Annotated in this window: 15 protein-coding genes; 5 read left to right on the forward strand and 10 right to left on the reverse strand. The window is 50.8% G+C overall.

The window, feature by feature from the left end:
- Positions 1-35 precede the first annotated feature (35 nt).
- Both GIW82_RS07820 and GIW82_RS07825 read right to left on the reverse strand, forming a co-directional pair.
- Entirely contained in the window at positions 36-1,178 is a 1,143-nt protein-coding gene (locus tag GIW82_RS07820) for a YsnF/AvaK domain-containing protein (protein WP_154749280.1), read from the reverse strand.
- Positions 1,179-1,314: 136 nt separating this feature from the next.
- The gene (locus tag GIW82_RS07825) at positions 1,315-3,375 is read right to left on the reverse strand and encodes a catalase (RefSeq protein WP_154749281.1); all 2,061 of its coding nucleotides are present in this window, start codon (positions 3,373-3,375) and stop codon (positions 1,315-1,317) included.
- Positions 3,376-3,547: 172 nt separating this feature from the next.
- Between GIW82_RS07825 and GIW82_RS07830 the strand changes: the two genes are divergently transcribed.
- On the forward strand, positions 3,548-4,063 hold the full coding sequence (locus tag GIW82_RS07830; RefSeq protein ID WP_154749282.1) for a hypothetical protein: 516 nt from the start codon (positions 3,548-3,550) through the stop codon (positions 4,061-4,063).
- A 36-nt stretch (positions 4,064-4,099) separates the two neighbouring features.
- Here GIW82_RS07830 and GIW82_RS07835 read toward each other — a convergent pair whose 3' ends face one another.
- The 6 genes from GIW82_RS07835 to GIW82_RS07860 all read right to left on the reverse strand — a co-directional run bounded on the left by GIW82_RS07835 (position 4,100) and on the right by GIW82_RS07860 (position 8,267).
- Positions 4,100-5,065 carry a glutaminase gene (locus GIW82_RS07835; protein ID WP_154749283.1) on the reverse strand — a complete coding sequence of 322 codons (966 nt, stop codon included), beginning with the start codon at positions 5,063-5,065 and terminating at the stop codon, positions 4,100-4,102.
- A 55-nt stretch (positions 5,066-5,120) separates the two neighbouring features.
- Positions 5,121-5,723: an alpha/beta hydrolase gene (locus tag GIW82_RS07840; RefSeq protein WP_154749284.1), complete on the reverse strand. Its 603-nt coding sequence runs from the start codon at positions 5,721-5,723 to the stop codon at positions 5,121-5,123.
- Positions 5,724-6,012: 289 nt separating this feature from the next.
- The gene (gene hslO, locus GIW82_RS07845) at positions 6,013-6,891 is read right to left on the reverse strand and encodes an Hsp33 family molecular chaperone HslO (protein WP_154749285.1); all 879 of its coding nucleotides are present in this window, start codon (positions 6,889-6,891) and stop codon (positions 6,013-6,015) included.
- A gap of 17 nt (positions 6,892-6,908) precedes the next feature.
- Complete coding sequence (locus GIW82_RS07850) at positions 6,909-7,130, reverse strand: DUF896 domain-containing protein (protein WP_154749286.1); 222 nt, start codon at positions 7,128-7,130, stop codon at positions 6,909-6,911.
- Between the two features lie 14 nt (positions 7,131-7,144).
- Complete coding sequence (locus GIW82_RS07855) at positions 7,145-7,627, reverse strand: RrF2 family transcriptional regulator (RefSeq protein WP_154749657.1); 483 nt, start codon at positions 7,625-7,627, stop codon at positions 7,145-7,147.
- 166 nt (positions 7,628-7,793) lie between these two features.
- Positions 7,794-8,267, reverse strand: a complete 474-nt coding sequence (locus tag GIW82_RS07860) for a metal-dependent hydrolase (RefSeq protein ID WP_154749287.1) — start codon at positions 8,265-8,267, stop codon at positions 7,794-7,796.
- A gap of 86 nt (positions 8,268-8,353) precedes the next feature.
- Between GIW82_RS07860 and GIW82_RS07865 the strand changes: the two genes are divergently transcribed.
- From GIW82_RS07865 to GIW82_RS07880, 4 genes are all read left to right on the forward strand, one after another.
- Positions 8,354-8,980, forward strand: a complete 627-nt coding sequence (locus tag GIW82_RS07865) for a YfbR-like 5'-deoxynucleotidase (RefSeq protein ID WP_154749288.1) — start codon at positions 8,354-8,356, stop codon at positions 8,978-8,980.
- 107 nt (positions 8,981-9,087) lie between these two features.
- Complete coding sequence (locus tag GIW82_RS07870; RefSeq protein ID WP_370456136.1) at positions 9,088-10,371, forward strand: hemolysin family protein; 1,284 nt, start codon at positions 9,088-9,090, stop codon at positions 10,369-10,371.
- A 133-nt stretch (positions 10,372-10,504) separates the two neighbouring features.
- A complete protein-coding gene (locus GIW82_RS07875; protein WP_195913983.1) occupies positions 10,505-10,867 on the forward strand; it encodes a YolD-like family protein in 363 nt (120 codons plus the stop codon).
- Between the two features lie 75 nt (positions 10,868-10,942).
- Positions 10,943-11,791 carry a YihY/virulence factor BrkB family protein gene (locus tag GIW82_RS07880; protein ID WP_154749291.1) on the forward strand — a complete coding sequence of 283 codons (849 nt, stop codon included), beginning with the start codon at positions 10,943-10,945 and terminating at the stop codon, positions 11,789-11,791.
- A 52-nt stretch (positions 11,792-11,843) separates the two neighbouring features.
- Here GIW82_RS07880 and GIW82_RS07885 read toward each other — a convergent pair whose 3' ends face one another.
- Positions 11,844-12,104, reverse strand: a complete 261-nt coding sequence (locus GIW82_RS07885; RefSeq protein WP_154749658.1) for a hypothetical protein — start codon at positions 12,102-12,104, stop codon at positions 11,844-11,846.
- A gap of 33 nt (positions 12,105-12,137) precedes the next feature.
- The gene (locus tag GIW82_RS14870) at positions 12,138-13,754 is read right to left on the reverse strand and encodes an HAD family hydrolase (protein WP_230309243.1); all 1,617 of its coding nucleotides are present in this window, start codon (positions 13,752-13,754) and stop codon (positions 12,138-12,140) included.
- Positions 13,755-13,868: the final 114 nt, after the last annotated feature.

A 13,868-nucleotide genomic window follows, 5' to 3' on the forward strand; every position in this document is an offset into this window, starting at 1 on the left:
TAAAAAAAGGCGGGAACCCTCCCGCCTCTTTCATTTTATAGCTTACGGCCGCCACGGTCAAAGTCGTCATCGAGCCCTTTACGATCCAGGTTTGTCGTATCCTCGATGTCCGCTTCTTCACGTCGGACCGTTTCACTTACGGTTTCCGTATCTTGGACTTTGCGTTTCCCGACAACGAGTTCTTCGCTGACGACATCTTTCTTGGAGACGTCCACATGCTCCTCGCTGACAGGTACGTGAATACTGTCGTTGTCATCGCGGAAGTCATGCGTGCCGGTCACCGTTTCTTCATTAACCGGGCGCCGTTCGATATACACTTCCTCGCGCTCTACAGGCACATCCACCGTCTGCTGTTCTTCGACGACGTGCTTGCCGACATTCACTTCACCCGTTTTGACGCGCTCCTTGTCCACACGGAGCTTCTCTTCGTGCAGGCGCAAACGCTCCTCTTCCGCCTCATCCCCAGTAAAGTCACGGTCTTCTGTGAAGCCAGTATTTTTATCGGCGAATAGACCTTGATTTTCCGTACTCGCCAACAGATCTTTATCGCGGTTCGTCGCTAAAAAGTCACGGTCGTTCGTCGTTTCCCTCGGCTCATCGCCCAGTGGAGCTGCTGAACCCAGCCCGAAGCCGGTTCCAGTGTCTTCCCCGACACCCGCTGTTTCCCGGCGATCAAAACGGGAACCGGCCGTTTCATCCCTCTCTACCGGATGGTGACTATCTGTATTGTACGAGATGTCATGGACATCGCTCGTATTCACAGTTTGTCCGTCGCGGCCGACACCGCTCGTCGTATCCGCCACACCGCCAACCATTCCGCCGGTTTGCATGCGCCGGTTGTAGTTTTCCTCGAATGTGTTATCAACGAACAACAGAATCTTCCCGTCTTGGACCTCTTGATAATAACGATCCGCTTCTCCTTCATCCACTCCCATATCCGTGAATGCCCCGCGTGTCGAATCGTCCCCTGACAGGAAGTTCATGAATTTGTCCATCCAATTGCCTTCCACTGACTTGTAATCAACATCCGTGCGGCCCCTCACCATCGAGATTTGCTCTTTATCTCGAGCCATCACATACATATCCGATTCGGAAGAACCTTGTGCTTTCAACTCTTCGATCTTGCGTAATACATCTGTTTCTGTGTCAAACGTCTGCATGAATTTGTTTTCAGCCATTATTTTTTCCTCCTCTGTTCGCTTGTGAATCTCTTGCATGGTAGTGATTGTGTCTAGTTAGAGAAATACCCGGCTGGCCGATTTTAAAACATCAGCCGATTGAAAATGAATCCACTGCTCTGCCGTTGATCCGCTGTTATTCCACTTGCCGTTCCCAGAATCGATGCTGTGCGACAGCGTCGATGAACGCTCCGGAAAACGCCGGCATTTCACTTCCTGTAATGATACCCGGCTGCTCCATCATCTGTGCCGCTTCCAGCCATTTCATGCCTTCATGCGTCGCACCGATCGGCTTGAAATGATCGAAGGCCTCCCCCAGGAATTTCGAAGCCTTCTTAGCGAATTTCGGACTGATCGACGGACCACCGACTGCATATAATGCGTCGTAGATGACGGGATCCGTCGTGGAGAAATGATGGTCCACTGCCAGCTCTTTCCCATCGGTTCCAGCCACTTTGCCCTGGGTTTCACTGATGACTTCATAATGTGCACCTGCTGCTTCGATGGCATCGAGCACCACTTGGACATCCGCCGATTCGAAACCTTCCCCGATCAGCACACCGATTTTACGTGTTTTCGCTGATTTGATGGTTTTTTCCTGACTCAATGCAGCGGAGGACTTCGTAACGTTCACTTGCTCGATTGCTGCATCCGGCTGCTGTGCACCGACATGTCCCGCGATTTCTTCTGCCATGACGCGGTCCACACGGGCAAACATATCGACAGCATTTTGACGCACGACCATCTCCTTACACTTCCCGAGTTCAAAACTGAACGCTTCGATGATGTGCTGTTTTTCAGGAGGCGACATGCTGTTCCAGAACATACGGGCTTGCGAGAAGTGATCTTCGAAGCTGCCGCTGCGCGCACGGACTTTCCGCCCCTCCATCTTTTCCTGATAATGCGCATAGCCGCCTTCCTCTTCCGGTACGGGTGACGGCGATCCATTCGCCAAGCCGTTCCGGTGGTAAGCCACTTGCCCTTTATTGATGGTCTGGCGGTGATAGCCATCGCGCTGGTTATTATGGAATGGACACACCGGCCGGTTGATTGGCAGCTCATGGAAGTTCGGACCGCCGAGCCTGATCAGCTGGGTATCCGTATAGGAGAACAGACGTCCCTGCAGGAGCGGATCGTTCGAGAAATCGATGCCCGGGACGACATGTCCAGGGTGGAACGCTACTTGTTCGGTCTCTGCGAAGACATTGTCCACATTGCGGTCCAACGTCATTTTGCCGACGATTTCCATCGGCACGTCCTCCTGCGGCCACAGTTTGGTCGCATCCAGCAGATCGAAATCGAATTTATGCTCATCTTCTTCGGGAATCACCTGGATGCCGAGTTCGTACTCCGGATAGTCCCCACGGTCGATCGCTTCATATAGATCCCTTCTGTTGTAATCGGGATCTTTCCCCGCGATTTTCTGCGTCTCGTCCCAGACAAGAGAATGAACACCGAGTACCGCTTTCCAAGTGAATTTCACAAAATGCGATTTCCCTTCCGCGTTGACGAAACGGAATGCATGGACACTGAAGCCATCCATCATCCGGTAGCTGCGCGGGAGCGCCCGGTCGGACATCGCCCACATGATCTTATGGGCCGTCTCTTGATTATGGGCGACAAAATCCCAGAACGTATCGTGTGCGGCAGATGCTTGGGGCATTTCATTATGCGGTTCCGGCTTGATGGCATGGACCAAATCCGGAAATTTGATGGCGTCTTGGATGAAGAAAATCGGCATGTTGTTGCCGACGAGATCATAGTTTCCTTCTTCCGTGTAAAACTTCGTCGCGAACCCGCGTACGTCCCGGACGGTATCAGCCGAACCACGGAAGCCGACGACGGTTGAGAAACGGACGAACACCGGCGTCTTCTTTCCTTTTTCCGATAGAAATTTCGCTTTCGTCAAATGCTCCAGTGACTGATACGCTTCGAAATATCCATGTGCTGCATAGCCACGTGCGTGGACGACACGCTCCGGAATGCGCTCATGATCGAAGTGGGTCATCTTCTCACGGAACTGGAAATCCTCCATCAACGTCGGCCCCCGGTCTCCGGCCTTCAATGAAAATTCGTCTTCGGAAACCTTCAATCCTTGGTTCGTCGTCATTCCCTTGCCTGAATCATCCGTCCGGAATGTTTCCAACTGCTCGTTCTTGCTATGCTCGTCAATGTGGTTTGCGCGCTTGTTCTTCATCGATCTGCTCCCTTCGTTCCCTTCTTCACTCTTCTCCTTCCCTGTCATCCATCTGGGAAAACCCAGAAAAGAGAGAATATTAGAGGAAACCGCAAATTTTTATGACGGAAGATTGGTAACCTTTTGGCAGATGATTCGTACTATATAGAGAAGACAGAAAGGAGGGGGCAATGTGGCCGATTGGATCAAACGAGCAACAGTCTTACTTTTTTTCGCTGGCCTATTCGGCTGCAGCGAAAATCTCGCTTCATCGTCGCCACCGCCTTCTCCTAAAGCAACGGCATATCATGACTTGTCCATCATCCAGCAAGCGAACGACAATGCAGTGCTCGTAGATGGACGCACGCTTGGCCTGACCGATCTTTCTTCACTTTCGAGTATTTCCGGCACCCCCCAACAAGCCGGAAAACTCGAACAAGGCATGCTCGTCGATGTCAAAGCCAATGAGGAAGAACAATGCATCGAATCCCTCATCGTCTATGATGACGAGAAAAGCCGCGAAATCAGCCGGGCTGTCAGCCATGTGCTTGATCATCAGAAAATCAGCTCTGACCTTTCACCGACCATCGTCTCGGTCGCCCATCAACTCGTCACGTTACGGCTGGAAGACCGTGCGACCGGACTTACATACGAATGTATCATCCATCTGACTAGCATGGATTACCGCATCAAACAAATTCAAGCCTAAAAAACCGCTCGCCACATTCGGCAAGCGGTTCCTTTTTTAGAAAATGCTTAAATCCCATTCTTTCGAAATCTGCTTCAGCATCATCGTTCCTGCTGCACTGTTTCCTTGCACATCAATCGCAGGTCCGTACACACCGATGCCCGCTCCCGCCCGGAACGCATACGTCTGGGAGTGGAGCTTCGGCGGGACCGCCGCCAAAATCCCGCCTGACACGCCGGACTTTGCCGGGATTCCGACATGTGCAGCGAAATTGCCGGATGAATTGTACATTCCGCATGTCACCATCAACACTTTCACTACTTGTGCGATGTCGTCCGAAAAATGGCGTTCTTTCGTAATCGGGTTGTAGCCATCGTAACCGATGATCAAGCCGATCAAGGCCAAATCTTTCACGTTTATTTTAATGGCGCACTGGCTGATGTAAATATCAAGCGCTTCTTCCACTTCGATATCCAGGAAATTGGCTTCCTTCAAATAATATGCCAGCGCCCGGTTCCGGTGGGACGTTTGCCACTCCGAATCATACACTTCCTGATCCATCTCAAGCGGATGGCCGACGAGCTTCTCCAGAAACTCGAGCAAGAACTGGAATTTCTTCTGCGGCGTCTGTCCGGGAAGCAGCGCCGATACCGTGATTGCGCCGGCATTGATAAATGGATTGAACGGCTTGTTCGGGCGATGGATCTCGAACGGGATGATGGAATTGAACGCTTCACCGGTCGGTTCGACATCCACCCGCTCCAGCACATAGTCCAATCCGTAATGGCAGCAAACCGCGATGAACGACAACGCCTTGGAGACGCTTTGAAGCGTGAATTCCTTCTCCGTGTCACCCGCTGCGTAGTAGTTCCCTTCTTCATCGATCATGCAAATACCGAGTTGTGCCGGATCTTCGTTGCCGAGTGCCGGGATATACTGCGCTGTCGTCCCCAGCACCACGTGCCCTCTATTTTCTTCCACCCATTTCTCTAACTGCTCTTGGATGTGTGGATTGTTCTGCATCCCTTTTCCCCCTTTGATTAAATCCCCTTTCAACTGATGTTGAAGGGGATCCGTATTAGTTGTTACTATACCATTTCTTCGCCGCTTCCACTTCACTCATCGTCAATTGGTGTCCGCGGCTTTCCCAGTGCAGCTCCACGGAAGCTCCGGCAGCCGACAACATCCCTTCCAGCTCCTCGGATTCTTCCGGCGGACAGATCGGGTCGTTCGAACCCGCCGCGATGAACACGCGCTTTCCTTGCAAGTCCGGTAGCTGCGCTTCTTTATTCGGAACCATCGGGTGATGCAGAATGGCGCCTTTCAATGCATCACGGTCCGTGTACAGCAAGTTCGCCGCGATGTTCGCGCCGTTGGAATAGCCGATCGCGATGACGTTCGAACGATCGAACCCGTAATCTCCTGCCGCTTTCGTGACGAAGTCGTTCAGTTCAGCTGTGCGGAACTTCAAGTCTTCCATATCGAAAATGCCTTCAGCCAACCGCTTGAAAAAGCGCGGCATGCCGTTTTCCGAAATGTTCCCCCGCACACTCAAGACCGATGCTTCCGGATCGATGATATCCGCGAGCTGGATCAAGTCCTGCTCCGTTCCACCCGTCCCGTGCAGCATCAAAAACGTCGGCTTCTCGCTGTTGCTTCCTTGTCTGAAAATGTGTTTCATGTTGTTGTCCTCCCCTTAATGGCTTGTTTTTTTGTTTTTCCCTATCTCAAGATGTTGCAAACTTATCTTGATTTCGAGATAAATATACCATAGATTGTTGTGGAAGGAAACTGAATTGTCTTCGGGCGTGGGAGCGGAAACCGGTGTTGTTTTGGATTTAACCGGCGCTGGTCGGATGATAACTTGCATTGACCGACCGATAACCGGCGTTCATCAGAAGATAACTTGCATTCGCTCCTTTTCTCCGCATAAAAAAACCGTCCCGGCTATCGGAACGGCTTTTCTTCCATCAAATTGCATTCGCCTGTAAATCTTGCAAGTCTTCTTTTGTGAACGCATAGTTTTCATTACAGAAATGACATTGCGCTTCCGCTTTTCCGTCCGTCATGATCATGTCGGCAATTTCATCGGCGCCCAGGCTCGTGATGGCATTCGAAATGCGTTCGCGGGAACATTGGCACTGGAAGTGGATCGGCATCGTATCGAGCATCTTGACATTGTCTTCGCCGAGTACTTCATGCAAGATCTCTTCCGGCGTCATGCCATTATGGACCATTTTGGAGATGGTCTGGATTTCTGATAAGCGCTGTTCGATTTGGTGAATCACCGCTTCGTCCGTCCCCGGCAGCAATTGTACGATGAATCCGCCGGAAGCTAAAATCGTATTGTCCGGATTGACGATGACACCGACGCCCACTGATGACGGGGTCTGCTCGGAGCTGACGATGTAATTGGTGAAGTCTTCCCCGAGTTCTCCCGAAATGAGCGGCACTTGGCCGATATACGGTTGCTGCATGCCGATGTCTTTTGTGACGGACAGCGTGCCTTCCGTTCCGACTGCGCGGCGGACATCAAGTTTGCCTTGGCCATTCAGCTCGAAATGGGTCTGTGGATTGGATACGTAGCCGCGCACTTCCCCTTTTGCATTGGCATCGACGAGAATATTGCCGAGCGGTCCGCCGCCATTGATCGAAATCGTCAACTTCTCCTCGCCTTTCATCATCGCACCCATCATGACGCTCGCTGTCATCGAACGTCCGAGTGCTGCAGAAGCGGTCGGCCATGTGTAATGGCGGCGCTGCGCTTCTGCGATCGTATCAGTCGTCCGTGCTGCGTATGCACGCACTTGTCCATCATATGCTAAAGCTTTCACTAAATAATCTCTCATCTGACTTCCTCTTCCCTCTATTGGATATCTGCGCGTTTGATGCGCAGTTTCACTGGCGTGACGTCTTCTCCGACCGGATCGATCACGGTCAAGTTCGTCACGGTGTTTTCAATCTGCCCGCGGATTTCCCGCAAGTAATCTTCGCGTAGTACTTGCTGCTCGACTTGCTCCGCCTGCGTAAGTCCTGCAGTACGGGATTTATAGGCTAATTCATTGATGCGCGGCAATATGTTGATCATGTGTCTCCACCTTTCTAATTCGTTATTTGTTCATTGATCCAGTCCTTCAAGTTTGCTGTGTGCGGCTGAAAGCGCTGCTCTTCAAGCTTCTCGGCAAGCGACGCTATGGTTTCCTGTTGCATGATGCCGATCCATGCCTCTTCCGCTTGCTTCATCAAGTCTTCCACGATGCAGCAAGGAGCGTCTTCGTCCAGTTCGAGCATATCTCCGAACACACCGTTCGGTTCATATAAGGAGCGGACTCCTTCGATTGCGGTATAAATATCATAGACGGTGATTTCTTCCGCCTTTTTCTTCAGCTTGAAACCGCCCTTCACTCCTGGCACCGAGACGATGACGCCAGCGTTGACGAGCTTGCGGAGCAGCTTCTGGAAGTAAGTCGGCGAGACGCCTAACTGACGGCTGATGGCTTCTCCAGGCAACACAGCCCGGTCCGGCAACAGATGAAGCAATACCGTCGCATATACCGATTGTTCGACTCCGGTCTTCATATGCAAGACCATCACCCCTTTCCAAGATAACAAGGACAATGTTTATCCTCTTTTAAGATAATAATACTTTTTCGATAAAATGTAAACAACTTTGCTTGGGGCATAATCATACGCCCTTTAATCGAAAAAACTGTCCAGAAAACCGGCGAGCGGCTTTCAGGACAGTCTTCTCTTATTGGAACCAAATCCCGTATCCAAAGTAGACAGCAAACAAAGATAAGGCCGCAAACGCGACATACTCTCCGAACCCGCCGGTCTTCACGGTAAAAGGAAAACGGAACTTCACCTTCCACGGAAACAGCAGCTTAACACCGTGCTTCGTCATCATATCGAGGATGATATGACTGATCATGCCGGCAAGCAACCCGTGTGCGAGACCGTCAATCGGCAGAATGAAGTGGAACAGCAACGCCGATAAAGCAAGGAACAACAGACTGTGCGTGAACGTCCGGTGTCCGAACAGTGAATTGATGAGCTTCGATAATAATGGAAAGGTCTTGCCGATCTTGCTTCCTCCGTGGCAAATGTCCGGAATGAGTGATCCGATGACGCCACCGATGAGGATGAGGACCGGTTCTTCCGGTGACAGCTGGGCAAATGCAAGACTTGCTGTGATGCCGCCTAAGATGTGTGTCTGTCCTGTCATTTCGTACTTCCTCCTTCTTCCATTTTGAGTATAGCAAAAATCGGGTATGCTGAGTATAGACATCATTGCTAAAGGAGCTGGAACACATGGGAATTCATACATTTTTCACTTCATTGAACGATTTGGAACGGATCATCCGCGCACCCGGCAGGTTCAAGTTCGAGGAACATAACGTCGCGGCGCACTCATGGAAAGTGAGCCAATACGCGATGTTTTTCGCCACCATCGAAGAACGCGCCGGCAAAGAGGTCAATTGGAAATCACTTTATGAAAAAACGATCAACCATGACTTTGCGGAAGTGTTCATCGGGGACATCAAAACGCCTGTCAAGCACTCCTCCCCCGAACTGAAGGAAATGATCGCGAAAGTGGAAGAAGGCATGATGGAGAAGTTCATCTTGCGTGAAATCCCAGATGACTTCCAGGGCGTCTTTTTCGATCGGATGAAGGAAGGGAAAGACGGAACAATCGAAGGAAACCTGCTCGAGATGGCCGATAAGCTCGATCAGTTCTACGAGTCGTTCGCAGAATTGAAGCGCGGGAACGCCGATCCGGAATTCGCCAAAATGTACCGCATCGCTTTGAAGAAGCTCCTGAGCATGCCGCTCCAAGCGAGTGTCGCCTATTTCCGCGATACGATGCTCGAAGACGTCATGGCGGAAGAGACCGTCATCGATATTAAAGACATCACGCGGCAAGTCCTCCAGCAGTGAATTGCGTGCCCTATATTTTTTGCTGAAAATATGGTAAATTAAGCGTATTACACATTTTCGGAGGTGAATCCCTTTTTAAAGGGAACCTATTGGACCCCATACTTTTAGTGAATCTTTTTTTGCTCGTCTTATTAATCGCTTTGACCGCCTTTTTTGTCGGAGCGGAATTTGCAGTCGTGCGCGTGCGCATGTCCCGTGTTGAACAGTTAATCGAAGAAGGGAACAAGACCGCCGTACTCGTCAAGAAAATCGTCGGCGATCTGGACTATTACTTGTCCGCCTGCCAGCTCGGCATCACGGTCACGGCTCTTGGACTCGGTTGGCTCGGTGAACAGACCGTCGGCAAGCTCCTGCACCCGCTCCTTGAAGTGATTGGCGTGCCTGCTGCTGTATCGACAGTCATTTCATTCGGTCTTGCATTCGCCATCATCACATACTTACATGTCGTGATCGGAGAAATGGCACCGAAAACGCTGGCGCTTCAATTTGCGGAACGCATGACGTTACTGCTTGCGTTGCCGCTCTACTGGTTCGGACGCGTGATGGCCCCTTTCATTTTCATATTGAACGGCTCTGCCCGCGTCTTGCTTCGCATATTCGGTGTGCAGCCCGGGAAAGAACAGCAGGCGCACTCGGAAGATGAATTGAAGATCATCATGGCGCAAAGCTTCCAAGGCGGCGAAATCAATCAGACCGAGCTTTCGTATATGCAGAACATCTTCGCTTTCGATGAGCGCAGCGCCAAAGATGTCATGGTGCCCCGCACACAGATCGTCGCGTTCCCTGCCGATATCACGACAGAGGAGCTGCTCGAGGAAATCCGCGAGCACCGATATACGCGTTACCCGATCACGAAAGACGGGGACAAAGATGACCTCATCGGCTATCTGAACGCACGTGAAGCATTGACGTTCTATGCAAAAAACGATTATTTGGACATCAGCTCGCTGCTGCATGAACTGCCGCATTTCAATGAAATGACGCCGCTTCAGACAGCACTCATCCGCATGCAGAAAGACCGTACGCACATTGCGTTGGTCATCGATGAGTACGGCGGAACTTCCGGGATCATCACGATGGAGGATATCCTGGAAGAAATCGTCGGCGAGATCCGCGATGAATTCGATGAGGAAGAAGAAGCGGAAATCATCAAGGAGAGCGATAAGCGCTACTTGTTGAATGGCCGTGTATTACTAAAGGATCTTGAGGAACGTTTTGCCCTCGAATTTGAAGACAGTGAAGAGATCGACACCATCGCCGGCTGGATCCAGCATCAATTAACGGAACCCGAGATCGGTGCGAGCTTCGAAAAAGGTGATTGCCGCTGGTCGATCATCGAGATGGATAATCGGTATATTTTAAAAGTATCACTCGATATGCTAGGCGATTGATCCGACCACTCGAGCTGTACGAGAGAAGTCTGTGTGACTTCTTCTTGTGCAGCTTTTTTTGTCCTCGGAACTTGACTTTTCATCTGAATACCGCCAAAATGGGAACAAACGTTCTTTTTTAGGAGGGAACATGATGAAACCCAATAAGCATCTCACCGTCCGCGGCCAACTGAAAGATCGCGGACGGACCAAGTGGACAGCCATGATGCTGACCGAGCACGTCCAGCTATTGAAGGAGTGGCAGGAAGAACCGTACCTTACAAAAGAACCCGCGCTCGAAGAATCGGACATGGACGCCATCCTTGAGGAAATCCAGGCGGCGTACCAGCGTGCAAGCTTGATCCACCTTGACATTTGGCGTGACGGCATCACTTCGACATTGAGCGGCATCATCGAAGATATTTCTGCGGAACACGTTTGCCTGACGCTCCGTACCGATGAGCGGCAGCACATCATCCATTTCCATGAAATCAGCAGCGCCACCGCAATCGGCTAAACTTTCTGCGGTATGGTTAAAATACTCCGAAACAGGGCATACAACACATAGACAAACTTGTAAGGAGTGGGACGGATGAGCAAAGTCATATCAATCGGAAAAGAGCTGGCAGGTGAATTCAAAAAAGACCGCGCCACTACACTTGCCGCTGCGCAAGCCTACTATTACCTTTTGGCGATCGTGCCATTATTGATTCTTCTTTTAGCAATACTTCCTTATCTCCAAATTGACCCGCAACGGGCCGTCGATTTCATCGGAACGATCTTGCCCGGGGAAGTCGCATCGACTTTTGAGGAAACGATCGTCAGCGTTGTGACGACCCCTTCCGGCGGCTTATTGACGTTCGGTATTTTGGGTACGTTATGGTCCGCTTCAAACGCACTTTCCGCTTTTATCGAAGCGACAAACCAGGCGTATGATGTCGAAGAGACGCGCTCGTTTATCAAAGTTAAAGCAACAGCTATCATTTTGACATTGTTCATGCTCGTCGCCGTCATCGTCGCATTGGTCTTGCCGATTTTCGGCGGAGCGATCATCGATACCATCAATTCGTTCCTGAACTTGCCTTCCCAAATGGAATTCCTATTCCAGATCTTACGTTGGGTCATTTCGATCGCCGTCATGAGCATCGTACTGGCTTGCCTGTACAAATTCGCACCAAATAAGAGCTTCCCGTTCAAGGAAGTCATCATCGGCGCCGTCATCGCCACGATCCTGTGGCAGCTCGTGTCATTCGGCTTCTCGATCTATATCGCGAACTTCGGGAACTATAACGCTACGTATGGCAGTCTCGGGGGCTTGATCGTCCTCATGCTTTGGTTCTTCCTGACAGGCTTGATTCTCGTCATCGGTGCCGAAATCAATGCGATTCTGCACAAGCGGAAGCATACGAAAAATGCACCTGCAAAAGTTTACGAAGAATAGGAAGAAGGCTGGCAGACGTTTTTCATCTGCCAGCCTTCTTTTCTCATTCAGTTTATTCCATTTCAGTCGAATAGATTAATTGATCCGCAACGAAAATCCTGCATTGCATTTTCAGGAAAGTTGAGCCGATGGATACTTTGATGTTCTCCATCTCTCCCTTTTCGTTTTTCAAGTTCCCGTACAAACGCGAACTGAGGCGCAAGCCGACCTGCTCATCCTGCAAAACACCATCGACAAAAAGCTGTTCGCCTCCCCACGTGTTTTCCACGCGGATCGTATGTCCTTTATATTTCACTTCCCAAACGTCTCTCATCGCATTCATTCCTTTCTTCCTGCCAAAAGCTTTCTAGATGCTCGTCAACGACTCCTGCAAATCCAGCAGGTCTTCGATCACGCAGTCCGCTTCGGCCAATTCCGCTTCCTGGGCGAAATGGAAACGGCAACCGACAGCGGTCAGGCCGTTCGCTTTGGCCGCGCGGATATCGGACAGCCGATCCCCGATGACAGCACCATCTGTAATGCCATATTTCTTCACGATTTCTCCGATCAATACGCCTTTATCCAATGAATCGATCTGTTCGATGCTGAACGTCTCGGTTACCCATCGGTCAAGGTCGTACTGCTCGACAATCGCCGACAAATAAGCGGCCATTCCATTGCTTGCGATATAAATCGTGTGCCCTTCCGCTTTCAAGGAGGCGAACAGCTCCTCCACGTTCGGATAAAGCGCACCCGTTCCACTTTGGATGTTGTGGATCAGCCGTTCATGGAATATTGCATTCACCTGCTCGCGCAAGTCCAGCGTGTGCTCCGGTAACAACGTTTCCCACACTGTCGGCAGCGGCACGCCCATGATCTCACGATAACGGTCGATCGGCGTCCTGCCCGTCCATTGCCCTTGTTCACGCAGCCAGTCGAATGTATTTTCAAGCGACCGTTCCAAAATCAAGTCAGTCCGGAACAGTGTTCCGTCCATATCAAAGATGAACGAAGTCGCTCTGTCTTCCTTCTCTTGCGCATCGAACAGCCCAGCCTCTGCCGGCTTCGCCAGCTTCACTTTGCGCGGTTCGACGAAGATATTCCGCTTATGCCAACGGAAATAAGACGCATGTTCAGGCGCCACAGCAACTTTCGCATATTTACCTAATCCGTACTTCGCATAATCCGTTTCCGGAATACGGCTCGCGACGCGCAGACTTCCTGCACCCGTGAATGCGATCAAGCCGGACTGGAACAACGCTGCATGGTTCGCACACAGCAAGATGCCATTATACGGATCTAGTCGTTCCGCATCCGTGCTGTCTTTCCAAGGTTTCGCATAAGTCGTCGTCAACGCTTCTTCAAGCGCAAATCCACATAACGCACACTCATCTGCCCAAAGCGGCTGAAGGCTTTTCTCGAACTGCTCTCTTCCAAGGCGCATCTTCGTCTTGATTTCCAGTTCCATCTCAGCAATCAGCGTCAACAATGGATTGTGCTTCGTTCTTTTGACGACTTCGATCGCCAGCTCTAATTGTTCGTCTTCCACCATAAAGACGTTCAAGCTGCTGATGAGTTCCAACAACCGAATGGCCAACTCTTCATTACACGGATACAAATAGCCCGAGTTGCCGTTCGCATCTTCCTGAAACGCCGAATATTTGACCGGCAAATAAGGCTGGATCGCCTTGAAATGATCCTTCACGAGCACAGGGAATTCCAATTCACGATAAGCCGTCTCCGCAACAAAGGCCGCATCTGGATGCCCTGGCACACGTCCTGTCCGGCACGCCTCCCGTAAGAGACTGACCGCCACGATGTATCCTCTGCTGTAATGGAAGACTAGATCGCCTCGTTCCAGCTCCTGCATGCGTCTCCATGAATGCGGCACCATCCCGGATTTATCGATCTGCGGTGTCCAAAGAATGCCAGCTTCCCGTTCTTCATGATACGTTTCTCCCTGCATAACGATAAAACTGTTCATGATTGCCTCCTAATTAGTCGTTACTTTGATTTCTTATCTTCTTTCAGTTTAACGCAAATCGGTCATTTGCGCCTGTTCTCCATCCAAACAAAAAAGCGGTGTCAGAGACGTTCT

The sequence above is a fragment of the Planomicrobium sp. YIM 101495 genome, from assembly GCF_009707665.1.
Lineage (GTDB): Bacteria > Bacillota > Bacilli > Bacillales_A > Planococcaceae > Planococcus.